Below are 23,601 nucleotides of genomic sequence, written 5' to 3' on the forward strand. Positions count from 1 at the left end.
TCGCCTGGTGGATGCGACGCTGGAGATCCGCGAGCTTGCCCGCGGTCGTATGAATATCGATGTCGTTCACTGGTTGCTCCACCCGGACGTCACTGGTCAGAGAGTTCAGAAGGTGTCGTGGGGGACGTGCACGCCCCAGACGTCGCGCAGGGCGTGGGAGACCTCGCCGACGGTGGCGCGCTGCCGCAGCGCCTCTCGCATCGGAGGCAGCACGTTGTCCGCGCCCCGGGCGGCGGCCCGCAGGCCGTCCAGGGCGCGCTCGACGGCGTCCTTGTCGCGGTCCCCGCGCAGCGCCGCGAGCCGTTCGCACTGGTCGATCTCGATCTGCGGGTCGACCCGGAGCGGCTCGTAGGGCTCCTCCTCGTCGAGGACGTACTTGTTGACACCGACGACGGTGCGCTCCTCGTTGTCGATCTCCAAGGCAACGCGGTACGCGGACTTCTCGATCTCGGACTTCTGGAAACCCTGCTCGATCGCGGCGACGGCGCCGCCGCGGTCCTCCACGGCCTTGATCAGCTCCAGCGCTGCAGCCTCGAGGTCGTCCGTCATCGACTCCATGACGTAGGACCCGGCAAAGGGATCCACTGTCTTGGTCACATCGGTCTCGTAGGCGATGACCTGCTGGGTGCGCAACGCCAGCCGGGCCGCCTTCTGGGTGGGCAGGGCGATGGCCTCGTCGTAGGAATTGGTGTGCAGGGACTGCGTACCGCCCAGGACTGCGCCCAGGCCCTGCAGGGCGACCCGGACCAGGTTGACCTCGGGCTGCTGGGCGGTGAGCTGCACGCCGGCGGTCTGGGTGTGAAAGCGCAGCATCTGCGACTTGGGGTTCTTCGCGCCGAACTCGTCACGCATGATGCGGGCCCAGATACGGCGGGCGGCCCGGAACTTCGCGATCTCCTCCAGCAGAGTGGTGCGGGCCACGAAGAAGAAGGACAGGCGCGGCGCGAAGTCGTCGACGTCCAGGCCTGCGGCGAGCGCGGTGCGCACGTATTCCTTGGCGTTGGCGAGGGTGAACGCGATCTCCTGCGCGGGCGTCGCACCGGCCTCGGCCATGTGATAGCCGGAGATGGAGATGGTGTTCCAGCGCGGCAGCTCTTTGTGGCAGTAGGCGAAGATGTCGCTGATCAGCCGCAGGGACTGTTTCGGCGGGAAGATGTAGGTGCCGCGGGCGATGTACTCCTTGAGCACGTCGTTCTGGATGGTCCCGGTCAACTGGCCGCCTGCAACGCCCTGTTCCGCCGCGACCAACTGGTACAGCAGGAGCAGCACGGAGGCGGGGGCGTTGATCGTCATGGACGTCGACACCTTGTCCAGCGGAAGGCCCTGGAACAGGGTGCGCATGTCCTCGATCGAGTCGATCGCCACGCCGACCTTGCCGACCTCGCCTCGGGCGACCGCCTCGTCGGAGTCGTAGCCCATCTGTGTCGGCAGGTCGAAGGCCACGCTCAGGCCGCCCGTCCCGGCGGCCACCAGTTCGTGGTAGCGCTCGTTGGACTCCTTCGCCGTGCCGAAGCCGGCGTACTGCCGCATCGTCCACGGGCGGCCCGTGTACATCGACGGATATACGCCCCGGGTGAACGGAAACGTGCCCGGGGACCCCAACTGGGCGTCCGCGTCGAACCCGGCCAGCGACCGGCCGTCGTAGACCGGCTGGACGGGCAGACCGGACTCGCTCTGTGCAACGTGATCCACACGGACCTCCAGAGGCGGTACTCGATATCGATAGGACGGTACTGAGTACCATACGCTCAAGGCAAGTAATACTTGAGCAACCCGACAGGGGAGGATGGGCGGCCATGAGCAAGCCACCCGCACGGATCCGGCTCGCGGACGCCGCCTTCGCCCTGTTCGACGAGCACGGATACGAGCAGACGACCATCGACGACATCGCCGAACGGGCCGGCGTGGGGCGTACGACGTTCTTCCGGCACTACCGGTCCAAGGAAGCGGTGATCTTCCCCGACCACGACCGGCTGCTCGAACTGATCCGGGACCGGCTGGCGACCTCCAGTCACAGCACGGCCCTGGTCGCCGTCTCGGACGCGGTCCGCCTGGTACTGCTGCACTACATCGAGGAGGGCGACCTCGCCCGGCGGCGGTACGCCCTGACCAGCAAAGTGGCCGCCCTGCGCGACCGGGAGATCGCCAGCGTGGCGCGCTACCAGCGGCTGTTCCGCGAGTTCATCGCGGACTGGATGGGGGACCCCACGACATCGGCGTCACTGCGGGCCGAACTCATGGCGGCATCCGTGGTCGCGGCCCACAACCATGTGCTGCGACGGTGGCTGCGGGGGGAGTCCTCCGACCCGGTGGCAGAAGTCGACGAAGCGATGCGCGAGGTGCTCGCGCTCTTCCCGGCCCCCGGCTCCCAGCCGGAGCCCGGCCGCGGCACCACCGTGGTCGCCTTCCGGACCGGGCAGGACATCGACGTTCTGCTCCCCAGACTGCGACGTCTCGTCGAGGACGAGCTCGGGCGTTGACCCCGGTTGTTCAGCGGAACTGGTCGGCCTGCGCAGCCGCCAGTTCGGGGCACCGCTGCGCGGAGACGGCACGACGGCGCCGAGAAGGGGCGCCTGTCACGCCCGGTTCACACCCGGGCGGTCCGCCTCGGCAGCCGCCGGCCGGCCCCGCATCATGAGGCCGTACGTCCCCCACTGTGGTCCGACCCGGCCTCGCGGCCGAAAGAGCGGCGGCCGGCTCCTACCGGGCGGCATCGTGGGATCGTCCGGTGCACCCCCCACGTCCAGCCTTGGACGGTTCAGCCCTGGTGCACAAGCGGTGGCGGGGACTGCGCTACCGGGCCCGACGGTCCGGCGACGGGGAGCGCCTGCCCATGCGGACGGCAGCCGTCACGGGCAGGCTGGACAGACGAGGTCACTCCGTTCGAGGCGGCCACCCCATGGCGGGTGTCCCGTCATCCTCGGCGCCGACGGTTCCAGGGGCCGCGGGTGGTCGCACGCAGGGCACCGGTCGCTGGGGTTGCCCACGACCGGTGCCCGGAAGGGATCGTCATGAAAGCACTCGTGTTCCACGGCTCCGGCAAGTCCGCCTGGGAAGAGGTCGCGGACCCCACCCTGCAGGAGGCCACCGACGCGATCGTCCGGGTCGACGCCGTGACCATCTGCGGGACCGACCTGCACATCCTCAAGGGCGATGTACCGGAGGTACGCCCCGGCACGGTGCTCGGGCATGAAGCCGTCGGCGAGGTCGTCGAGGTGGGCAGCGACGTACGCGATGTCCGCCCCGGCGACCGCGTCCTGGTCTCGTGCATCACGGCGTGCGGCCGCTGCCGTTTCTGCCGGGAGAGGGCGTACGGACAGTGCCGCGGCGGCGGAGGCTGGATCCTCGGCCACCTGATCAACGGCACCCAGGCCGAGTACGTCCGTGTACCGCACGCGGACCTGTCCGTGTACCCCCTTCCCGGCGCCGTGGACAGCAAGGACGCCGTTCTGCTGGCCGACATCCTCCCCACTGCCTACGAGGTAGGTGTTCTGAACGGGCGCGTACGGCCCGGAGACACGATCGCCGTGGTCGGAGCGGGGCCCATCGGGCTCGCGGCGATAGCCACCGCCCGGCTGTACACGCCCGAGAAGATCATCGCCGCGGATCTCGCCCCGTCCCGCCTGGAGGCCGCCAAGCGCCTGGGCGCCGATGCCGTGGCCGCCGCGGGTGAAGAAGCCGAGCAACTGGTCGCCGACCTCACCGAAGGGCTCGGCGCCGACGTGGTCATCGAGGCGGTGGGGGTGCCGGAGAGCTTCGAGGCATGCACGCGCATGGTGCGGCCGGGCGGGCATGTGGCCAATATCGGTGTGCACGGCAAGCCCGCGACACTCCACCTCGAAGACCTGTGGATCAAGAACGTGACGATCACCACCGGTCTGGTCGACACGCACTCCACTCCCACGCTGCTGCGCATGGTGGCCGCCGGCCGTCTGCCCGCGGCGTCCATGGTCACCCACACTTTCCCGCTGGACCATATGGAAGAGGCGTACGACGTCTTCTCACGGGCCGTCGACACCGGTGCGCTCAAGGTCGTTCTCGGCGGGCAGCAGCACGATGCCCTGACGGTCCGGGCGTCCTGAAAGGACCGAGTGGCGTCCTGGGCCGTGTGCTGCGTGGAGCTGGACCCCGTGGCTGCGCGACGGCCTTGCAGGGGCCGATCCGGCGGCGGTGCAGTCCGTGCCCCATGACGGCACGAGGCGACAGGAGGAGCCATGAAGAACGCCGCTGTACGCAATGAGGTGATCGTTGGGATCGACCCGCGCGAGCAGTCCGTTCCGGCGCTCGCCTGGGCGACCGACGAGGCTGAGCGCAGGCGGTCGCCCCTCAGGCTCGTGGTGGCGGTACCGCCCCTGCCCGGCGGACAGCACGTCGACACACCCTGGCGTCGCACCATGCTCCGGCTGCAGGGCGAAGGCGCGCTCGCCGAGGCGGCCGCCACGGTGCGGGCGCTGCACGCAGAAGTGCCCCTGGCGACGGAACTGCTCGACGGTATGCCGTCGGTGGTGCTCTGCCGGAAGGCGGCGCAGGCCCGGATGGTCGTCGTCGGTTCCCGTCGGCTCAGCCGGCCGGAGGAACTCCTCGGCGTGGGCTCGGTGGCCGTTCCGGTGAGTGCCCGGGCGAACTGCCCGGTCGTCGTGGTCGGGGAGCCGGGGCAGGCGGGGCAGCGGCATCCCCATCTTGTCGTGGGCGTCGACGGCAGCGAATCCTCGAGAGCCGCCGTGGAGTTCGCCGTGGAAGAGGCGGCGCTGCATGGCGCCGCCCTGCACGCCGTGTGGGTGTGGCGGCGGCCCGTCGTGTCCTTCGGCGACGAAGCGGCGGGGCTCGACGAGCGGCGCCGGATCCTGTCCGAGACGGTGGCGGGATGGGGAGGGAGGTACCCGGATGTGAAGCTCACCTGGGAGGTCGTGCGCGGCCACCCGGTGGAGGAACTGGCTCTCGCCTCGGCCGGTGCCCTGGTGGTCGTCGTCGGCAGACACGGGCGCGGGGGGTATTCCGGCATGAGGCTGGGGTCGGTGGCGCACGGCCTCCTGCACCGGGCGGAGTGCCCGGTGATCACCGTGCCCGAGTCCCGGCACGGCTGAGCCGGTGCCTGGCCGGCGGCCTCAGCCCTGAGAACGCGGCACGTCGACTGGCTCGGTGCGGTCCCAACGAAGTGGTCGCCGACCGCGCCGTCCCCCTGTACGCACGAGCGGTGGCGCAGCTCCGTGATCCGCCGATCAAGGTGCTGCCGGCCGCGGCAACGGCGGTGCGCCGCTCCGGGCCGCTGCCGACCGGGACGCTCAGCCAGAACGCCCTGAACGGTGGTCGCTCAGGTCAGGGCGTGGCCTTCGCCACGCTGTACGCGGACCGAGGGCGGCGTCCCGGGCGGGCTGGGGCAGCGCCCGCGTTTGCTCCAGGGCGGACGGATAGTGTGGGTCCGTCAGCGAAGATCGCAGAAAGACGGAGTACATGGCGGACATCGTGGAGACGGCGGCGCGGAAGGTCTTCGAGCGTTACGACGTGGACGGGGACGGCCTGGTCACCGCAGACGAGTACCGGAAGGTCGTGGCGGAGTTGGAAGGTTCCGGGATCACCGAGTCGGAGGCTCAGGAACTGATCGACTCGCTCGACGCCAACGGCGACGGCCAGATGTCCTTTGAGGAGTTCTGGGCGGCCATGAACCGTTGACACCACGGGCCCGGCACGCGAGGGTGCCGGGCCCGTCCGTGCCGCCCCGCGTACCGTCGGGTGCTCGGCCGATGCGGCGGGCGTTGCCGCCGGCGGGCGAGCGCATGCTCAGAGCCACGACTCGTAAGACCCTCTGTGGCAGAGCCGTTGGCGTGAAATGCCCGTCCCGAAAACTGAGGCCCGTGCGAAGCAGACGGAGAGGCGTCGACGCCGGTTTTCAGCCCCTCCGGAGAGACACTGCGCGGCAGTGCGCAGGAGGACCGCCCAAGGACGTTCCCTTGGACGCCCCTGGTTCAACGGCAGCAGGCCGCCGGACTGGAGGAGGGACCTCGTAGCAGCCCCAACCCGTTGGACCTGTCGAGCGCTACGGCGAGGGCTGGTGTGCGACCCTGGCGCATTGTCCGCCCGCCGAGACCTCGGCCGTCACGGCCGTGCCGGCCGAGCGGCAGGCCGAGAGGCAGGGAACGTCACGTGATTCCCCGGCTTCCCCGCCCACCTGCCGGAGAGGGTGATGTCAGGAAGTGGGCAAGCGTGGTCACCGACGGCCTCCTCGGTTACGACAACGGCAGAAGGGCCAGTGCCTCCTTCGCGTTGTGCTCGGCGATCCCCAGCATCGGCGTGCGGTGTGGGAAGTCGCCGTCGAGGAGGCGCAGGGGGCCGGCCACCAGCGAGAGACGCATCGCGAGCATGAAGAGGTCGAGCCGGGCTGGATCGAGTCCAGGGCGTGACAAGGCGGGGTACTGCTCGCCGAAACGAAGCCGCAGGAAGACGTGCTCCCACTCGACATCGAAGAACATCAGGCCCTCGATGTCGATGAGGACGAGGTGCCCGGAGGCGTCGACCAGGACGTGGTCGGGCCCGAGTTCGCCGTGGATCAGCCCGTGTTCCCTGCGCGGGGACACCCGTGCGGCCAGCTCCTGCAGGCGATCGTGCAAGGGGGCCGCGACCGACCCGATCCGGGAGTCGCGTTCCGCTGCCTCCGCGAGATCCCCGAGGGCACGCTCAAGCACCAACTGTTCGCACGACACGCCACTCGCTTTGTCGCCCCGCTCAAGCACGTCCACCCTGCCGTACTGCTGACTGTGCTGCTGGTGCATCACGTCGAGCATTGCTGCCAGCTCGCTCAAGGCACCCGCCGCCCGTGCGGGATCCGTATCCAGGAGCGCTTCCAGAGTGCCGCCGGCAACGTCCTCGACGACCGCCACATCCGCCGGGTAGCGGCGTCGGCCGTCGTCAGCCAGGAGTACCGCCGGAACCCGGACCCCGAGAAGGTCCAGCCTCCGCTGAGCGGCCAGAAAGGGGATCAGCCCGGAGGCGGGAGCGAACGGGTGCGCCGCGTCGATCCCTTCCGCACCTGGCCAGAAGTTCTCGACCCCGGCCCAGCTGTAGACGATCACACTTGCTGCCCGTGGTCCGTCCACGTGGACCCGGTAGACGCCCTTCTTGCTCCCGCCTCGCAACCGGTCGACTCCGACAACGTGGACCCCCGCCCCCAGTGCCTCACACACGATCCCCGACAAGGCTTCAGTCTCCGTGAACTGGCGCATCCGCCGACTTTAGCCTTGACCCAGTGTGCCGTCGGTGCGCGGCTGCCTTCCAGCAAGTCGGCCGGTCTGGCGGGCTCTTGCGCGCGTGCCCGGGTGCCGGCGAGGGTTGGTGAAGGTCTTGGTCCAGCCGCCGAAGGACTCGTTGGAGGCGATGGCGACACTGAACCGTGCCGGGTTTGACCAACTCGGTTTTGAAAGGACGGTCATGGGCTCCATCAAGGCATTGCCGCAGGCGTCGCCGACCGAGCCGATGGACGCTGCAAGGCCCTCGCCCTGGAGAGGGGGGCCGGTTTGAACGAGGTGTGCTGGGCCGACTGCCCGCGCTGCCGCGCTGGATCAGCTGCCCGGGCGGGTGCGGACTGCCTTCCCGGTCGCGCTGCCACAGCCCCGTCTCCCGTGCGGCCAGAACGAGTTCGGCGTGCTTGGTGGTGGCCGCCGACCGGCCGACGATGCGGCGGGAAAGGTGTCCACGACGAACGCGACGCAGACGACTCCGGCCCAGGTGACGATGGGGGGTGAAGTCCGCGACCCGGCAGCGGTTCGGCGGCCGGGCCTTGAGGGCTGTCGGGTTTGCCTCGGTGTCCTCGACCGCCACTTCGGCCCCACCCGTGTCCGGACGTCGAGGAGGGGTTGCCTGCCTGTCTCCCCGTGACGCCCCGGTATGAGCCGCTCCACGTCGATCCTGTTCCAGCACTGTGTGAAAGGCCAGGTCCATGACTGCCACTGCGGCAGCCACAGCCCGAGAACCTCCGAACCGCCTCGGGGGATCGGCGGGCTGGAGCCCTCCATGGACGGCGCACCGATGATGGCCGGTCGGCCGGACGTCGCCGGCCGGCTGCAGGAGGCGGCCACAGACAGGAAAACGCGCTGCTTCCCCGTACGCCGACGCGGTGTCGAGGTTCAGCTCACTCCAGGAGGGCCGCGACCAGCGTGGCGAACTCGTCCGGGGTGGCGAGGCGGATGCCGAGGTGTTCGGCCTTGGCGCGCTTGGAGCCGGCGCCTTCTCCGGCGACGACGAGGGTGGTCTTCCTGGAAACGCTGGAGGAGGAGCGGCCGCCGGCCCGTTCGATGAGTTCGTTCATCTCGTTGCGGGAGAGCTTCTCCAGGTTTCCGGTCATCGCACCGGTGACCACCACCGTCATGTCGGCCAGTGGGTGGTCCGCCCCGGGCGTCCCGGCCGTGTTCTGGCCGTCGGGGCCGGTGTCGGCGGCCGGAGGCGGAGTGGCGCCGGGTTCCGTCATGTTGACACCCGCCGCGACGAGCTTGTCGATGAGCGGGGCGAGTTCGGCGAGTTCCGCGACGATCGACGGTGCCTTTTCCGATCCGATGCCGTCCACCCGCTGCATCGTTTCGGCGTCGGCGGAGCGGATGGTGTCCATGGTGGCGAAGTACCGGGCGATGCGGCGGGACATGGACCGGCCGGTGCCGCGGACGCCGAGCGCGCAGAGCACCCGCGACAGCGGCTGCTCCTTGGCCGCGGCGATCGCGGCGAGCAGATTGTCGGTGCTGGTCTCGCCCATCCGCTCCAGGCCGAGCAACTGGTCGCGCCGGAGGGCGAACACGTCGGCGAGATCGGCGACGAGGCCCGCGTCGACGAGCTGGACGACGCGGGTGGCTCCCAGGCCCTCGATGTCGAGCTGGTCGCGTCCCGCGGCGTAGGAGAGCGAGGCGACCAGGTGGCAGGTGCGGCCCTGCGCGCACCGCCAGCGCTCCCCGCTGGTGTCGATGTCCGATCCGCAGCGCGGGCACTGCCTGGGGAAGACGATGGGCTGCTCCTCGCCGGTGCGCAGGTGGGCGACGGGGGCCTCGATGCGGGGGATGACGTCACCGGCGCGGTGGACCATGACGTGGTCGCCGAGCCGCAGGTCGCGACGGGTGATGTCGGCCGGGTTGTGCAGGGTGGCGTAGGTGATGGTGGAGCCGTCGACGACCACTGGTTCGAGGACGCCGCGCGGGGCGATGATGCCGGTCCGTCCTACGTTCCACTCCACCTCCAGCAGCCGGGTGATCTTCTCCACGGCCGGCAGCTTGTACGCGACCGCCCACCGGGGCGCGCGGGAGCCGGAGCCGGCGTCCCGCTGGTCCGCGGCGAGGTCGGCCTTGATGACGATCCCGTCGATGCCGAACGGCAACTCGGCCCGCACCGCGGCGATTTCCTTCACCCGGGACAGGACCTGCTCCGGCGACTCGGCGACGGATTCCGGGACCATGGTCGCGGCGCTGGTGTGCACGCCGAGCTCGGCGGCCAGGGACATCAGGTCGCTGTGAGGGAGCTCCACCAGCCGCTCGGCAAGAGGGCCGTCGGTGTCGGGCAGCGGCAGCAGCCCGTAGCCGAAGAACGTCATCGGCACGGTGTAGAGCCGCTCCTTCGCCCGCAGGGTGCCCGCGGCCGCGTTGCGCGGATTGGCGAACGGCTGACCGCCGTGGCCCGTGCGGGCCTCGTTCGCGTACTCGAACTGAGCCGCCGTCATCAGGATTTCGCCGCGCACCTCCACGGTGACCGGCTCGGCCAGCTGCTCGGGCAGCCCCACGACGGTGCCGATCGCATGCGAGACGTCCTCCCCGGCGAGCCCGTCCCCACGAGTGATCAGCCGGGTGAGGCGACCGTCGCTGTAGCGGGCGACGATCGCGAGCCCGTCCAGCTTCGGTCCCACACTGAAGCGGGTGACCTCACGGCCGATGCGTCGGGTCAGGGACGCCGTCCACGCCGTGAACTCCTCGGCCGAGAAGACGTTGTCGAGGCTGAGCATCGGCACCGTGTGCGGTATGTCGCCCTCCACCGCGCCGCCGGCGACCTTGCCGGCGGGGGAGTCGGGCAGGACCTCGTCCGGGTGCGCCGCCTCCCAGGCGGTGATCCCGCGGACCAGCCGGTCGTAGGTGTCGTCGTCCAACGGCGAGGTGCCGCCCTCGTAGTAGGCGGCCGCCGCGCTCACCGCGTTCTCGACCGCCTGTGCGTAGGCGACGGCATCCACGATCACTGCTGCGGGAGTAGTCATGGCCGGCATCATGCCGCCCACCACTGACAACGGGCCCGGGCGCCGGCCTGCACCGACCTGCTGCCGATGCCGTGATGCCGACAGTGGCTCCGATTCCTCAAAGCCGATCCCTCGGTCGACGCCGGGCCGTTGCCGGGCCGTTGCCTGTGTCACCGTCCACTGGATGCATTCATATGGGTGGATACCTACGGTTCATGTTCCAGTTGTTGCTTGTATGCCCTCAGTTCGTATAGGCGAGATTCGATCCAAGTGTCCCAACGGAGCGCATCGCGCACCTCATCGGCATGGCCGGGCACCCTCGGCGGTCACCAGGATCGAGAGACACGTGAACATTCCCACCTCGTTGCGCAGGGCCAAGACCCCTCTGGCCTTGACGGCAGCCGTACTGCTGGCCGTGAGCGCGTGCGGCAGCGCCGAGGCGGGGCCGGACGGCAGCGGCGGTGAGGACGGGAAGCTGTCGGGCACCGTCCAGGTGGACGGTTCCAGCACGGTGGCTCCGCTGTCGACGGTGGCGGCCGAGCTCTTCCGGGAGGAGAACACCGACGTCGAGGTCGCCGTCGGCACGTCCGGAACCGGTGGCGGTTTCAAGAAGTTCTGCCACGGCGAGACCGACATCTCCAACGCTTCGCGCGCGATCGAGGACGTCGAGGTGGTGGCCTGCAGGCTGAAGGGTGTCGAGTACCAGGAGCTCCAGGTCGCCGGTGACGGCCTTTCCGTCGTGGTGAGCAAGGACAACGACTTCGTCGAGTGCCTCACGGTGGACCAGCTGAGGATGATCTGGCAGCCCGGTTCGAAGATCGACAACTGGAACCAGGTCGATGCGGCGTTCCCCGACCAGGAACTGGAGCTGTTCGGCCCCGGCACGGACTCGGGTACCTTCGACTACTTCACCGAGGCAGTCAACGGTGAGGAGGGCACCTCGCGCACCGACTACGCGGCGAACGAGGACGACGACCTCATCGTGCAGGGCGTCTCGGGCTCCGTGGGCGGCATGGGCTACTTCGGCCACTCCTACTACGAGGAGAACAAGGACAAGCTGAAGGCCCTGGCGATCGACAGTGGTGACGGCTGCGTCGCCCCGACCACGCAGGCCGTTCAGGACGGCAGCTACAAGCCGCTGGCGCGACCGCTGTTCATCTACCCGAAGGTGTCCTCGCTGGAGAAGCCGGAGGTCGCGGCGTTCATCGAGTACTACGTCGAGAACAACAAGAGCATCGCAGAGAAGGCCAACTTCGTGCCGCTCAACGCGGAGCAGGATGCCGAACTGCGCAAGGACCTCGCCACCCTCAAGGCGAAGCAGGAGTCCTGAGCAGGAGCATCGCCCATTGCCCATTGCCCATCGCCCGGCGTCCAATGGCCCGGTGTGTGCCGGGCTGTTGGAGGAGTTGCGGCGCAGGCGAACGCCTGGTGAACAGGCGGGAAGGACTGGCTTCCCGCACCGGAGGAACCCCTGCCCGCACCTATGCTGAATAGATGGCTATCTCTTCGTACGGCGTGCGGACGGAGACGGTGTCGGACGGCCCGAAAGCGTGTACGGCGGACCTGGCCTGCCTGTTGATCGACCGCGGTGAGGCCGAGCGGCTCGCCGCCGTGCTGAAGGCCATCGCCGATCCGACGCGACTGCAGTTGCTGCGCCTCATCGAGCGGGCTCCCCAGGGGGAAGCGTGCGTCTGTGACCTCACGGACTGCCTCGGCCTGCGGCAGCCCACCGTCAGTCATCACCTCAAGGTCATGACCGAGTCCGGACTGCTGAACCGTGAGCGGCGCGGCACCTGGGTCTGGTACTCCGTCGACCCCGCCGGGCTGCGCCGGGTGCGCGAGGCCCTGGAGCCCGTGAGCCCGCAGGAGCCGGCAACGGTCTGACCCTCCTGTCCCGCCGGGATCCGCTCGGGCAGAGCGCTGGGGCCGAGCTCTCAGGCCGTCGGTTCCGGCGCGATCTCCGCGATCAGGTCCTCGACCCGCTTCCTGATCTCGTCGCGGATCGGACGGACCGCCGCGACGCCCTGGCCGGCCAGGTCGTCCAGCGTCCAGTCCAGGTAGCGCTTGCCGGGGCGGGGCGGGGCATGTTCACGGGGCCCGTGTCCGGTCAGCGCGGTGCTCGGATGCTGTCGATGATGCGGGTCCAGTTGTCGCTGCTGTGCCCGTTCTCGATCGCGTGCCCGTAGTGGGCCTGCACGGCCAACGGGAGCGCGAGATCGAGACCGAGTGACGTGCTGGTCTCCACGATGTGGTCGGACGTCGCACCCATCATGGTGACCGTGCTGAGGTCGCCGGGATACTCTCCGGCGTCCAGCGCGGCGCCGGGGTTCTCTTCGCCTGCTCTCAGGATGTCGCCGATCGAGTCCGCGGAGGAGAGCAACACCGGCAGCGCCTCCCCGGCCTTCATTCCCGCGGTGCCCAGCATCGCGGTCGCGTGCATCAGTCCGGACAGGGTGGTGAGGAACACCGTGAGCTGGGCTTGGTACATCATCTGGGCGAGGCCCGGGTCCTCGCCCAGATGCTTCGGTGTGCCGAGCAGCGTCAACGCCGCCAGGTGGCGCTCCAGAACCTCGCCGCAGCCGCTGTAGTAGACATGGGCCGCCTCCGTGCCGACCATCGGCGCGGGGACCATGACGCCACCGGTGAGGAAGGCGGCGCCGTGGCCCGCTGCCCAGGTCGCCGCCTCGCGTGTGCGGTCGGGAGTGTCGGAGCTCAGGTTGACCAGCGTCCGCCCGGCGAGCGATGCGGTGGCGCTGTCGAGGACGTCGTACATCACCCGGTAGCCGGTGAGGCTGAGGATCACGAGGTCACCCGCTTCGACCGCCTCGCCGGGTGTCGCCGCGAGTGTCGCTCCGCCGGCGACGACACCGTCGGCCCGGCCGGCGGTGCGGTTCCAGACGGTGACCGGGTGGCCGGCGGTGAGGAGGGTGCGGGTCATCGCCTGCCCCATCGGGCCGAGCCCGATCATGGTGACAGCGCTGTTCTGCCTGGTGGTGTGGTTCTGTCGTTCGTTCACCCCTCCACGCTCGAAGAGCGCCCCTCTTCTCGGAAGTACCCACTGTTTACTGCGGTACTTACCCTTCAGTAAGGGGATCGGCGATGGTCAGGGCGCCGAGACGCGGGCCTTACGTCTGTGGCATCGACGCCGCGCTCGACGTGGTGAGCGGTAAGTGGAAGGGGGCGATCCTCTGGGAGCTCCACGCCCATGGCGTGCGCCGCTTCGCCGAGCTGCGTCGCGGTCTGCCGGGAGTGAGCGAGAAGATGCTCGCCCGGCACCTGCGGGAGATGGAGAAGGACGGACTCGTGTGCCGGGAGGTCCATGCGGAGGTGCCGCCGCGGGTGGAGTACTCCCTGACCGGGCACGGGCGCACGCTTGATCAAGCGCTCGGGCCGCTCGGCGTCCGGGGTGCCGAGCGCATGCGTCGCGAAGGCTCCGAAGAGGGAGTGGTCGACGTGGCCGAAGCGGTCGATGTGGCCGGGCCCTCACGCGGCTGAGCATCCCGGACGCCACCGCGACGGCGGCCGCACGCGCGGACCGGGTGGGTGGGCCGGGCGGACGGCCGTCAGGCGGGCCGAGAGGTTTTCGGTGCGGAGACGTGGGTGATCAGGCGCAAGGCAGCCGCGACGGTGTCCCCCAAGGGAGGGCCCGCCGTCGGGTCGGGCCGTAGGGCCCAGTCCTCCACCGCGATGCGCAGCGCGGTATTCAGTACGCCCGCTTCCATGCGGACCGTGAGGTCGTCTGCGGTGCGGCCGGTGCGGTCGGCGATCATCGCGGCGAACTCGGTCTCGGCGTCGTAGTGCGCCTCCAGCCATACGGCACGCAGCCCCGGCTCGTCCCGGCACAGCCGTACCAGGTCGCGCAGGGCCCGCGGATCCTGCTCCGCGCCCTCGCCGCGGTGGGCGTGCAGGACGGACTCGGCGAGGGGGGCGGTGCCGTTCCGGTCCCGCACCTCCCGGGCCAGGGCCTCCAGCCCCGTGGTGAGCAGCGGGCGGACGCACTCCTCCTTCGAGCGGAAGTACCGCCACAGGGTGCGGGTGGAGATCCCCGCGGCGGAGGCGATGTCCTCCGCGGTGGTCGCCGCCACGCCCTGTGCGGCGAACAGCCGTACCGCTTCCTCGGCGATCTCCCTGCGCGTCTCGGCGCGCCGCCGCTCCGTCAATGGCGGTCGCCCCGTGGTGCCACCGGCTCGTCCGGTCATGCAGGCCCCCTCGCTCGCTGTGGACACCTTATTTTATGTCGTGCTCCGCCGTAATGGCACACCATGTCTTTATGTCGCGCTGCGACAATAACCAGTAGGCTGACGCACGCCGACGAACGCCGACAGACCGTCGGCGCATCGGCATGTCCATACGTCGAGCAGAGGAGTTCTCATGGGTGCCACATCCGGTACGGGCCTGTCCGGCAAAAGCGTCGTCGTCACCGGGGCCGCCTCCGGCATCGGCCGCGCGGCCGCGCTGAGGTTCGCCGCAGAGGGGGCCAAGGTCGTCGTCGCCGACCTGAACGCCGACGGGGCCGGGAGCGTCGTCGACGAGATCCGGTCGGCGGGCGGCACGGCGGTCGCCGTCGCGGGGGACCTGAGCGACGGTGCGGTGGTCGACGAGGTCGTGGCTGCCGCGTTCGACGCCTTCGGCGGGATCGACGTCCTGGTCAACAACGCGGGCGTGATGGACAGCATGTCCGCACCGGTGGATGTCACCGACGCCGAGTGGGACCGTGTCCTGCGCGTCAATCTCACGGCGCCGTTCCTGCTGACGCGGGCCGTTCTGCCGCACATGCTCGCCGCGGGCGGCGGAGCCGTCGTCAACACCGCCTCCGAGGCGGCGCTGCGCGGCAGCGCGGCGGGCACCGCGTACACCGTCTCCAAGCACGGACTCCTCGGCCTCACCCGCTCCCTCGCCGTGATGTACAGGGACCAGGGCATCCGTGCCAACGCCATCGTGCCGGGCGGCACGGCGACCGGTATCGCGACCGGCCTCGACATCGACCGGGAGGCCCACGGGCCCGCCGTCGTCGGCCGGTACATGGTCAACATGGGGCGCATCAGCGAACCGGAGGAGCAGGCCGCCGCCATCGTCTTCCTCGCCTCCGACGCGGCGAGCAGCATCAACGGCGTCGTCCTGCCGGTGGACAACGGCTGGTCGGCGGTCTGACTCCGTCCGGACCCCGAGTCATCCGGACCCGTCCCGTCCAGTGGCGCGCCTCGCACGGTGGGGTCGTGCGCGAGACATTGCCGAAGTACTGCTGGGTGCCCGTCACCATCAGATACGACAGCACCGTGTACACGACGAGCACGGCCGGTGGGCGCAGCCGGACCGGCAGCACGGTGAGGAACGGCACGAGCAGGACCACCCCGGCACCGATGACGTCCTCGAAGAGCATCGCGAACAGATGGTCGAAACGGCCCACGGGGACCGAGGACAGGACGTCGAGGCTGTGCCGGCCGTAGTCGAACGCGTGGCCCCACGCCCCGTCCTGGAGCTTGCTGTACCCACCCCGGCCGCCCATGCGATGGCCGACCCGGCCGAGGTGGCCGAGCGTCCCCAGCGCGGCGACGGCCGCCGCGAGCAGCGGACGGCGGACGCTCTCCCGCCGTCGGCACGCCGCGATCAGCCCGGCGACGGCGAGGGTGACGGCGGTCGGCCGGGCGAGCCCCGCGAAGAACGTGAGCAGACGCGCGACATGGAGCGGCGCCCCCCAGCGGGCAGCCGCGAAACTCGTCGAAGCCGTCTGCCCGAAACCGCTCCGTCCTCACCGTCCCGTCCGTTCGATCCCCTGCACCCGGACAAAGACGCTGGACCCCGCCCCACGATGCACCCGGCCCCTGTGATCCACCTCGCTTTAAGCAGGCGAAGGGGCGGGTCACGGTTCTGCGGCTGTGTGATCCGACCGTGAACTCATGACCCGTCCCGCCCGCACTGCCCGCCGTGCCGCCGGCGGGCGGTGCAGGCGGGGGCTTCGCAACCGGGGCCTAGATGCGGTCGTTCCCGTCCCAGCGCGGACGGTCCTGCGAGGTGCCGGTTCGGCTGCCGGAGCTGCCGCCGTGCAGGTCGTGCGGCCTCAGACGGTCGCCGTCGCGGGGCATCTCGTCGGGCTCCCGGCGTTCGCGGACCTCACGGACCGGGCCGCCCTCGGGCATCCGCGGCTGCTCGTCAGGGCGTGGCCTGGCGGATTCGCCGCGCCGGACCCGGCGACTGCCCGACGCGAACAGGCCGATCAGCAGGCCCACGACCAGCACGGCCACCACGACGAGCCCGATGCCGACGGTGCCGCGGCCGACGGCGAGATCGCCCGCTTGGGTCCAGGAGGAGTTCGTCGGGGCGTTCGTCGGGGCGTTCGGCGAGACATTCGGCAGGATGTTCATCACAGGGTTCGACATGGTGTGCGGATACCCCAGACACCCTGATGTATCGGGCCGGACAGGTGTGACCGTCCGTGGTGCGACCATCCGTGGTTTGAGGGGCGGTGGCCAGGGCTACCCGCCCGGTGTGACGACGACATCCCAGGTACCCCAGGTGTCCCAGCAGGAGCTGTACCGGTATCTCGAGGACCGGTTCGCCTGCGCGCAGGCGTGCGCGGAATGCTCGCGGGCCTGCGCGGTGCGGGCGAGCCTGGTGGATCCCGGCGGCGGCACCCCCCAGGAACTCGTACGACGCAAGGGCGTCATCTGCGCCGAAGTGTGCGACGCGACCAGCCGTGTGCTGTCCGAGGACAGCCAGACGGACGAGGAGACCGTCCGGGCCCAGGTGGAATGGTGCCGGCAGGTGTGTCTCGAGGGTGCGCACGCCTTCGACGGGCACCCCGGCGCGGAGCGCACGGCCGAGGTGTGCCGGGTCTGCGCGCGAGCCTGCACGGACTTCCTCGACACACTGACCCCCTCGACGCCCTGACGTCCGCGACACGCTGAACCGACCGGCGGCGCGACCGTCACCGGTCGGGCGGGCGTTCGCCGTTCCCGATTTCTGCGAGGCGTCCCACCATGTGTGCCGGCAGGACCGGTTCCGGGAGGTCCGGAGGCGACGCCGTGCGTCTGGACCGCATGCCCGAGCAGCAGCGGCTGCGCACCGAACCGCGCGCCTCCTTCGCCGAACCGGTGCTCGACAACATCCACACCCGGCACGCCGATCCGGCCGCCCGGAAGCGGTTCCACCGGGAGACCGTCCGGCGGCTCGGCGCCGACGGCCGGCTCGGCGCGGGCTGTCACCTACCGAGGCCGGCTCACGAGCGGTACCGCTCGCAGGCCGAACAACGGCTCGGCGAATCCGCAGTCCCCGGCAGACCGGAGGGGTTTCACAGCCTGGGCGGGAACCGGTGGCCGAGCGCTGATCGAGGCGTGGTCGGCGTCCGCGATGCCGGCAACGGCGCACGGCGGAGGGCCTTCGGCCTGTACCAATGTGCCAGGAAGGCCCGGCAGCCTGCCGGGTGTGATGCCGCGCCGGTCGGCGGGAGCACAGGTCATCGGGAGCGACAGGTGACAGGCGGCGGCTGTTCCCCGACGCGCGACGGCGTCCGGCACCGTACAAAATCGGGCGACACATCGCCATACTGGACGGGCCAGGGGAGGGCGCGTTGACCACTGACGGGGGCGGAAGATGGGGGACAGCAGGCTGATCCACGGCCGGTACCGGCTGGTCGATCCGATCGGACGGGGCGGCATGGGAGAGGTGTGGCGGGCACGCGACGAGTCGCTCGGCAGAGAGGTTGCGGTGAAGTGCCTCAAGCCGGTGGGCGCACAGCACGACCACGCGTTCAGCCGAGTGCTGCGCGAGCGGTTCCGGCGGGAGGCCCGGGTGGCGGCGTCCCTGCAGCATCGCGGGATCACCGTCGTGCACGACTTCGGCGAGTACGACGGTGTGCTGTATCTGGTGATGGAGCTGCTCCAGGGCCGTGACCTCAGTCGGCTCCTGGAGGACAACAAGCAGCACCCGCTGCCGGTCGACGAGGTGGTGGAGATCGCCGAGCAGGTCGCCGCCGCCCTCGCCTACACCCATGACCAGGGCATCGTGCACCGGGACCTGAAGCCTGCCAACATCGTGTGGCTCGCCGACGGCACGGTGAAGATCTGCGACTTCGGCATCGCCCGCCTCGGCCACGACATCGGGTTCACCTCCCGGTTGACCGGCACCGGCGTCGCGATGGGCACCCCGCACTACATGTCGCCCGAGCAGATCAGCGGCACCGAGGTCGACCGGCGCAGTGACCTGTACTCCTTCGGCTGCGTGCTCTACGAGATCGCCACCGGAGTACCGCCGTTCGACCTCGACGACGCGTGGGCCATCCTCGTCGGGCACCGTGACACCCCGCCCCGGCCGCCGCGCGCCCACCGCGCAGAACTGCCCGAGCGCCTGGAGCGGATCATCCTCGACCTGCTGGCCAAGGAACCCGGCCGGCGCCCCGACAGCGCACGCGAACTGGCCCGCCGGATCGGCGCACTGCGGGCCGCGTCGGAGCTGCTGCCGGTGCCGGCCGCGGTGCCGGCCCGGCCTCGCCCCGCGGGGACGCCCGGCCCGAGCGACCCCGCGCCCCCGTCACATCCGGCCGCCCGGCCCGGGCCGGTGGGGCGCGCGCCCCGGCTGCCGTCCTGGACGCGTGGCATGACCACCGGCCGCAAGGCGGCCGTCGCCGGACCGCACACCGCGCCCCCGGGCCCGGCGGCCGGCCTGTCCGGCGAATGGATCGCCCGCCCCGCCACCGGCCGTGGCGAGCCGCCCCCGGCGAAGGAGCGGCCCGCCCCGTCTCCCGAGGCCCTGACCGCCCTGGCCGGACGGCACAACGCGGGTCTGAGCCTCGGCCGCCTGGGCCGCTGGACGGAGGCGGGGGAGGTGCACCGCGCGGTCGCCGCGGAGCGCGAGCACCTCCTCGGCCCGCACCACCCCGACACCCTCGCCAGCCGTTACGAGGTCGCCTTCACCCTCAGCCGCACCGGCCGCGTCGCCGACGCCCTGCGCGAGTACAAGCACGTGGCCGAGGCCCGTATCCGCACGCTCGGCTCCGAGCATCCCGACACCCTCGCCGCCCGTCAGGAAATGGCGTACGTCCTCGCTCAGCTGGGCCGGCCCCTCGACGCCCACCAGGTGTATCTGTCGGTGCTCTCGGCCCGCGAGCGCACCATGGGGGCCGAGCATCCCGAGACCCTGCGCTGTCGGCACAACCTCGCCTTCAACCTCAGCAGGCTCGGCCGCCTGGAGGACTCGTACGGCACGGCGTGCGAAGTGGCTGCCGCCCGCGCCCGGGTGCTCGGCCCCGAACACCCGGACACCCTGGTCACCTGTTACGAAGTCGCTTACACGCTAGGCCAGTTGGGGCGGTGGGCGGAGGCCCTGGGGGCCTACCGCGAGGTCGCCGAGGCCCGCGCGCGGGTGCTCGGCCCGGACCACGCCGACACGCTCGCCGCCCGCTACGAGATCGGCATCGGACTCGGCCGGCTCGGCCGCGCCGCACAGGCCCTCGACCTCTACCGAGGCCTGGTCGACGACCGCACCCGGGTCCAGGGCCCCGCCCACCCCGAGACCCTGCGCGCCCGGCACGGCCTGGGCGTCAACCTCGGCCGGCTCGGCCGCTGGGTCGAGGCCCTTGCCGAGTCCCGCGCCGTGTGCTCGCTGCGCGAGAGCGCCCTCGGCGCCGACCATCCGGACACCCTGGTCAGCCGTCGCGAGGTCGCCGTCGGCCTGGGCTGGCTGGGCCGCTGGGCGGACGCGCTCACCGAGTACCGCCGGGTGGCCGACGCCCGTGAGCGCCTCCTCGGCGCGGACCACCGCGACACCCTCGCCGCCCGCGACGACGAGGCCCACTGCCTGGAGCGACTCGGGCACGCAGACGTGGCCGCCGGGCTGTACCGCGAGGTGGCGGCACTGAAGCAGCGGCGGGCGGCGGGCTGAGCGTGGCAGGCACGGCGGGTGCGATGACCTGTATGACGTACGACAGGTGTGCCCCTGTGACAAGTGCGCCCGGTGGTGTCCCTGCCCGAACATCGCCCGACGCCTGGCAGATCCGGATCTTCACGTGTTACGAAGAACCGTGACCGCACACGAAGGAACCCGGACGTACGACGCCGTCATCGTCGGCGGAGGCCACAACGGTCTCGTCGCCGCCGCCTACCTGGCCCGGGCCGGACGCTCCGTACTGGTGCTGGAACGGCTGGACCACACCGGCGGGGCAGCGGTGTCCACCCGGCCGTTCCCCGGCATCGACGCACGGCTGTCCCGGTACTCGTACCTGGTCAGCCTGCTGCCCCGGAAGATCGTCCGGGAACTGGGGCTCGACTTCCGGGTGCGTGCCCGCACCATCTCCTCGTACACCCCCGCCGAACGTGACGGACGGCCCACCGGGCTGCTCGTCGGCGGCGGTGAGCAGCGCACCCGCAAGGCGTTCGCCCGGCTCACCGGCTCCGAGAGCGAATACCGGGCCTGGCAGCGCTTCTACGGCATGACCGGCCGCGTCGCCGAGCGCGTCTTCCCCACCCTCACCGGGCCGCTGCCCACCCGCGAGGAGCTGCGCCGCACCGTCGACGACGAGGAGGCATGGCGGGCCCTGTTCGAGGAACCGATCGGTGTCGCCGTCGAGGAGAACTTCACCGACGACCTCGTACGGGGAGTGGTCCTCACCGATGCCCTCATCGGCACGTTCGCCGACGCCCACGACCCCGCGCTCGAGCAGAACCGCTGCTTCCTCTACCACGTCATCGGCGGTGGCACCGGCGACTGGGACGTGCCGGTCGGCGGCATGGGCGCCCTCACCGACGCGCTGGCCGCCGCCGCGCGCGACGCGGGCGCCGTCATCGCCACCGGTCACGAGGTGGTACGCATCGACACGGACGGCCGCACGGCCGAGGTCACCCACCGTACGGCCGACGGCGAGGGCGTCGCCGCCGCCCGGCACGTCCTGGTGAACGTCTCCCCGAGGGAACTGGCGGCGCTCACCGGCGACACGCCCCCAGCCTCGGCCGAGGGCGCCCAACTCAAGGTGAACATGCTCCTCACACGGCTGCCGAGGCTGCGCGACAGCTCCGTCGACCCGCGCGAGGCGTTCGCCGGCACCTTCCACATCGCCGAGGGATACGGGCAACTGGCCGCCGCGCACGCACAGGCCGCCGCTGGTGAACTGCCCGCCGCGCCGCCCTCCGAGATCTACTGCCACTCGCTCACCGACCCGACGATCCTCGGTCCGGAGCTCGCCGCCCAGGGTTACCAGACGCTCACCCTCTTCGGCCTGCACACCCCGGCCCGGCTGTTCGCCCGCGACAACGACGCCGTACGCGAGGAACTCCTCGCCGCGACGCTCGCCCAGTTCGACGCCCATCTGGCCGAACCGCTCGCCGACTGCCTGGCGACCGACGCGGACGGGCGCCCCTGTCTGGAGGCGAAGTCCCCGCTGGACCTGGAACGCGATCTCGGGCTGCCCGGCGGGAACATCTTCCACCGCGCACTGTCCTGGCCCCACGCCCAGGAAGACACCGGCCGGTGGGGCGTGGAGACCCGGCACGCCAACGTCCTCCTGTGCGGCGCGGGCGCGGTGCGCGGCGGCGGGGTGAGCGGGGTGCCGGGCCACAACGCGGCGATGGCGGTGCTGGAGGCGGACTGACAAAGGCCGGGCCGGCCCCCGTTCAGTCGGCGGACCGGGTCCACCCCGTCGCCTTGACGCGTGCGGCGTCCGCCGGACGGGCCTCGTCGAACAGAGTGCGGCCGGCGGCCTGCACGCGCATCCCGTCGACGTAGACACCACGCCCCACGTACAGCCGGTCCGTCGCGTACCGCCAGCGCAGGGTGAGGCTTTGCGCGGCGGGCAGGCCGGCGGTGAGCCCGTGCCAGACCCGGCCCGACCAGCCCGTCGCGGTGCCCGCCGTATGCCGCTCCGGTGCCTCGCCCCGGCGCCCGGTGGCGAACGGCACCGGCTGCCAGGTGGTGCCACCGTCGGTCGTGGCTTCCAGGGTGAGGAGGTCGGCATGGGGCTCGGTGTCCCACCACAGGGCACAGCGCAGCCGTGCCCTGCCGGGTGACGTGTCCAGCGCGGGCAGTGTGAGCGTCGCTGTCGTCGAACCGGCCATTCCGGAGAACCAGGACGTCCGTCCGTCCCGTCCACCCCGCCCCGGCGCAGGCCCGACCGGGACCGCGCGGGCCAGCCGGTTCGCGGCGGCGACCCGGGGAGCCGAGCCGGAGCGCCAACTGCGTACCGGATGCACCGAGTTTCCCAGGACGACGAGGAACGAGTCGGTCGTCGGGTCGAGCACCAGCGAAGTACCGGTGAACCCGGTGTGGCCCGCCGTGCGCGGGGTGGCCATCGCACCCATGTACCAGTGCTGGTAGAGCTCGAAGCCCAGGCCGTGCTCTTCCCCGGGGAAGTCGGTGTTGAAGTCGGTGAACATCAGCTTCACCGACTCCGGTCCGAGGATGCGCGCCCGGCCGTAGCCGCCGCCGTTGAGCAGGGTCCGCCCGAGGACCGCCAGATCCCAGGCGCAGGAGAACACACCCGCGTGGCCCGCGACCCCGCCCAGGCTGTGGGCGTTCTCGTCGTGCACCTCGCCCCACACCAGCCCCCGGTCGAGGCCGGACCAGGGCAGGCGGGCGTCCTCGGTGGCGGCGATCCCCGGTTTCCAGGAGGCGGGCGGGTTGTAGCGGGTGCGGTCCATACCCAGGGGGCCGGTGATCTCGTCCCGCAGGAGGACGTCCAAGGCGCGGCCGGTGACCTTCTCGAGCACCAGCTGGAGCGAGATCATGTTCAGGTCCGAGTACAGATACGCCGTTCCGGGCGCGCTGACGGGTGCCTCGTCGAGAACGAGCCGGACGCGCTCCTCGTACGTGGACGCCTTGTAGAGCGGGATCCAGGCGCGGAAACCCGAGGTGTGCGTGAGCAGGTGACGGAGCGTCATGTCCGCCTTGCCGGCGCGGCCGAAGTCCGGCAGGTACGAGGCGACGGCCGCCTCCAGTTCCAGCGTGCCCCGCTCGATCTGCTGCACCGCGAGGACGGAGGTGAACAGTTTCGACACCGAGGCCAGGTCGAAGACGGTGTCCTCGGTCATGGGGATCTGCCGGTCCGCCGGGAACTCGACGCCGGTGTCGGTCTTCTCGTCGTACGCCTGGTAGCGCACCGCCATGCCGATGGGCCGGTGCAGGGCCACGGTGCCGCCGCGCCCGGCGAGGAGCACGGCGCCCGCGTACCAGGGGTGTTCGGGCGATGGGCCGAGGAACGCCTCGGCGTCGATGACGAGTTGGTCCAGATGACCGGCGAGCAGTCCGGCCCGCCGGGCCGGCCCACGCCGCAGGGTCGGATGTCCACCGCCCGCCGCAGCCGATTCCGCCGAAGCCGCCGAGACCGGGCCGGCCGGGAGGGAGGCGAAGGCCAGGGCGCCGCCCAGGGCCAGTGCGTTTCCGCCGAGTTGACGGCGTGTGATGCCGCTCGACTCTTCGTCCACCAT

The 23,601-nt window shown here is 71.0% G+C and carries 19 protein-coding genes and 3 pseudogenes; 13 read left to right on the top strand and 9 right to left on the bottom strand.

Annotation, left to right across the window (positions count from 1 at the left end; genetic code table 11):
• Window positions 1-105 precede the first annotated feature (105 nt).
• Window positions 106-1,692: an acyl-CoA mutase large subunit family protein gene (locus ACFP2V_RS24115; protein WP_381216269.1), complete on the bottom strand. Its 1,587-nt coding sequence runs from the start codon at window positions 1,690-1,692 to the stop codon at window positions 106-108.
• A 104-nt stretch (window positions 1,693-1,796) separates the two neighbouring features.
• Between ACFP2V_RS24115 and ACFP2V_RS24120 the strand changes: the two genes are divergently transcribed.
• The 5 genes and pseudogenes from ACFP2V_RS24120 (at window position 1,797) to ACFP2V_RS24140 (ending at window position 5,670) form a co-directional block, all read left to right on the top strand.
• On the top strand, window positions 1,797-2,480 hold the full coding sequence (locus tag ACFP2V_RS24120) for a TetR/AcrR family transcriptional regulator (protein ID WP_381216272.1): 684 nt from the start codon (window positions 1,797-1,799) through the stop codon (window positions 2,478-2,480).
• A 531-nt stretch (window positions 2,481-3,011) separates the two neighbouring features.
• The gene (locus ACFP2V_RS24125; protein ID WP_381216275.1) at window positions 3,012-4,082 is read left to right on the top strand and encodes a zinc-dependent alcohol dehydrogenase family protein; all 1,071 of its coding nucleotides are present in this window, start codon (window positions 3,012-3,014) and stop codon (window positions 4,080-4,082) included.
• Between the two features lie 132 nt (window positions 4,083-4,214).
• The gene (locus ACFP2V_RS24130) at window positions 4,215-5,084 is read left to right on the top strand and encodes a universal stress protein (RefSeq protein WP_381216278.1); all 870 of its coding nucleotides are present in this window, start codon (window positions 4,215-4,217) and stop codon (window positions 5,082-5,084) included.
• Window positions 5,045-5,185: pseudogene (locus tag ACFP2V_RS24135) on the top strand (cation-transporting P-type ATPase); the annotation flags it as partial. The gene ACFP2V_RS24130 and the pseudogene ACFP2V_RS24135, both read left to right, overlap by 40 nt.
• A gap of 266 nt (window positions 5,186-5,451) precedes the next feature.
• A complete protein-coding gene (locus ACFP2V_RS24140) occupies window positions 5,452-5,670 on the top strand; it encodes an EF-hand domain-containing protein (RefSeq protein ID WP_381216281.1) in 219 nt (72 codons plus the stop codon).
• A gap of 554 nt (window positions 5,671-6,224) precedes the next feature.
• On the opposite strand, the gene ACFP2V_RS24145 is transcribed toward ACFP2V_RS24140, so the two are convergent.
• Window positions 6,225-7,217: a phosphotransferase family protein gene (locus ACFP2V_RS24145; RefSeq protein ID WP_381216284.1), complete on the bottom strand. Its 993-nt coding sequence runs from the start codon at window positions 7,215-7,217 to the stop codon at window positions 6,225-6,227.
• A 905-nt stretch (window positions 7,218-8,122) separates the two neighbouring features.
• Window positions 8,123-10,213, bottom strand: coding sequence for an NAD-dependent DNA ligase LigA (gene ligA / locus ACFP2V_RS24150; protein ID WP_381216287.1), 2,091 nt, complete (start codon window positions 10,211-10,213; stop codon window positions 8,123-8,125).
• A gap of 325 nt (window positions 10,214-10,538) precedes the next feature.
• On the opposite strand from ligA, the gene ACFP2V_RS24155 reads away from it, so the two are divergent.
• Window positions 10,539-11,522: a PstS family phosphate ABC transporter substrate-binding protein gene (locus tag ACFP2V_RS24155; protein ID WP_381216290.1), complete on the top strand. Its 984-nt coding sequence runs from the start codon at window positions 10,539-10,541 to the stop codon at window positions 11,520-11,522.
• A gap of 164 nt (window positions 11,523-11,686) precedes the next feature.
• Complete coding sequence (locus ACFP2V_RS24160) at window positions 11,687-12,076, top strand: ArsR/SmtB family transcription factor (protein WP_381216293.1); 390 nt, start codon at window positions 11,687-11,689, stop codon at window positions 12,074-12,076.
• Between the two features lie 50 nt (window positions 12,077-12,126).
• Here the strand turns inward: ACFP2V_RS24160 and ACFP2V_RS24165 are convergent.
• A pseudogene (locus ACFP2V_RS24165) lies at window positions 12,127-12,273 on the bottom strand (phosphotyrosine protein phosphatase); the annotation flags it as partial.
• Between the two features lie 26 nt (window positions 12,274-12,299).
• On the bottom strand, window positions 12,300-13,208 hold the full coding sequence (locus ACFP2V_RS24170) for an NAD(P)-dependent oxidoreductase (protein WP_381216296.1): 909 nt from the start codon (window positions 13,206-13,208) through the stop codon (window positions 12,300-12,302).
• Window positions 13,209-13,291: 83 nt separating this feature from the next.
• Between ACFP2V_RS24170 and ACFP2V_RS24175 the strand changes: the two genes are divergently transcribed.
• Complete coding sequence (locus ACFP2V_RS24175; protein ID WP_381216299.1) at window positions 13,292-13,687, top strand: winged helix-turn-helix transcriptional regulator; 396 nt, start codon at window positions 13,292-13,294, stop codon at window positions 13,685-13,687.
• Window positions 13,688-13,755: 68 nt separating this feature from the next.
• Here the strand turns inward: ACFP2V_RS24175 and ACFP2V_RS24180 are convergent, their stop codons facing one another.
• A complete protein-coding gene (locus ACFP2V_RS24180; RefSeq protein WP_381216302.1) occupies window positions 13,756-14,391 on the bottom strand; it encodes a TetR/AcrR family transcriptional regulator in 636 nt (211 codons plus the stop codon).
• A gap of 172 nt (window positions 14,392-14,563) precedes the next feature.
• Here ACFP2V_RS24180 and ACFP2V_RS24185 point away from each other — a divergent pair, with 172 nt between their 5' ends.
• Window positions 14,564-15,343: an SDR family NAD(P)-dependent oxidoreductase gene (locus ACFP2V_RS24185; RefSeq protein WP_381216305.1), complete on the top strand. Its 780-nt coding sequence runs from the start codon at window positions 14,564-14,566 to the stop codon at window positions 15,341-15,343.
• On the opposite strand, the gene ACFP2V_RS24190 is transcribed toward ACFP2V_RS24185, so the two are convergent.
• Together ACFP2V_RS24190 and ACFP2V_RS24195 are read right to left on the bottom strand one after the other, a co-directional pair.
• Entirely contained in the window at window positions 15,297-15,698 is a 402-nt protein-coding gene (locus ACFP2V_RS24190) for a hypothetical protein (protein WP_381216307.1), read from the bottom strand. The genes ACFP2V_RS24185 and ACFP2V_RS24190 overlap by 47 nt on opposite strands.
• A 463-nt stretch (window positions 15,699-16,161) precedes the next feature.
• Window positions 16,162-16,569 carry a DUF6479 family protein gene (locus ACFP2V_RS24195; protein WP_381216310.1) on the bottom strand — a complete coding sequence of 136 codons (408 nt, stop codon included), beginning with the start codon at window positions 16,567-16,569 and terminating at the stop codon, window positions 16,162-16,164.
• 109 nt (window positions 16,570-16,678) lie between these two features.
• On the opposite strand from ACFP2V_RS24195, the gene ACFP2V_RS24200 reads away from it, so the two are divergent.
• From ACFP2V_RS24200 to ACFP2V_RS24215, 4 genes and pseudogenes are all read left to right on the top strand, one after another.
• Window positions 16,679-17,080: a four-helix bundle copper-binding protein gene (locus ACFP2V_RS24200; protein ID WP_381216313.1), complete on the top strand. Its 402-nt coding sequence runs from the start codon at window positions 16,679-16,681 to the stop codon at window positions 17,078-17,080.
• Window positions 17,081-17,169: 89 nt separating this feature from the next.
• A pseudogene (locus tag ACFP2V_RS24205) lies at window positions 17,170-17,388 on the top strand (hypothetical protein); the annotation flags it as partial.
• Window positions 17,389-17,782: 394 nt separating this feature from the next.
• A complete protein-coding gene (locus ACFP2V_RS24210; RefSeq protein WP_381216316.1) occupies window positions 17,783-20,068 on the top strand; it encodes a serine/threonine-protein kinase in 2,286 nt (761 codons plus the stop codon).
• Window positions 20,069-20,207: 139 nt separating this feature from the next.
• Window positions 20,208-21,770, top strand: a complete 1,563-nt coding sequence (locus ACFP2V_RS24215; protein ID WP_381216319.1) for a phytoene desaturase family protein — start codon at window positions 20,208-20,210, stop codon at window positions 21,768-21,770.
• 22 nt (window positions 21,771-21,792) lie between these two features.
• Here ACFP2V_RS24215 and ACFP2V_RS24220 read toward each other — a convergent pair whose 3' ends face one another.
• The gene (locus ACFP2V_RS24220; protein ID WP_381216322.1) at window positions 21,793-23,601 is read right to left on the bottom strand and encodes a serine hydrolase; all 1,809 of its coding nucleotides are present in this window, start codon (window positions 23,599-23,601) and stop codon (window positions 21,793-21,795) included.

The organism is Streptomyces incanus (assembly GCF_042656345.1).
In the GTDB taxonomy this organism is placed as follows: Bacteria; Actinomycetota; Actinomycetes; order Streptomycetales; family Streptomycetaceae; genus Streptomyces; species Streptomyces incanus.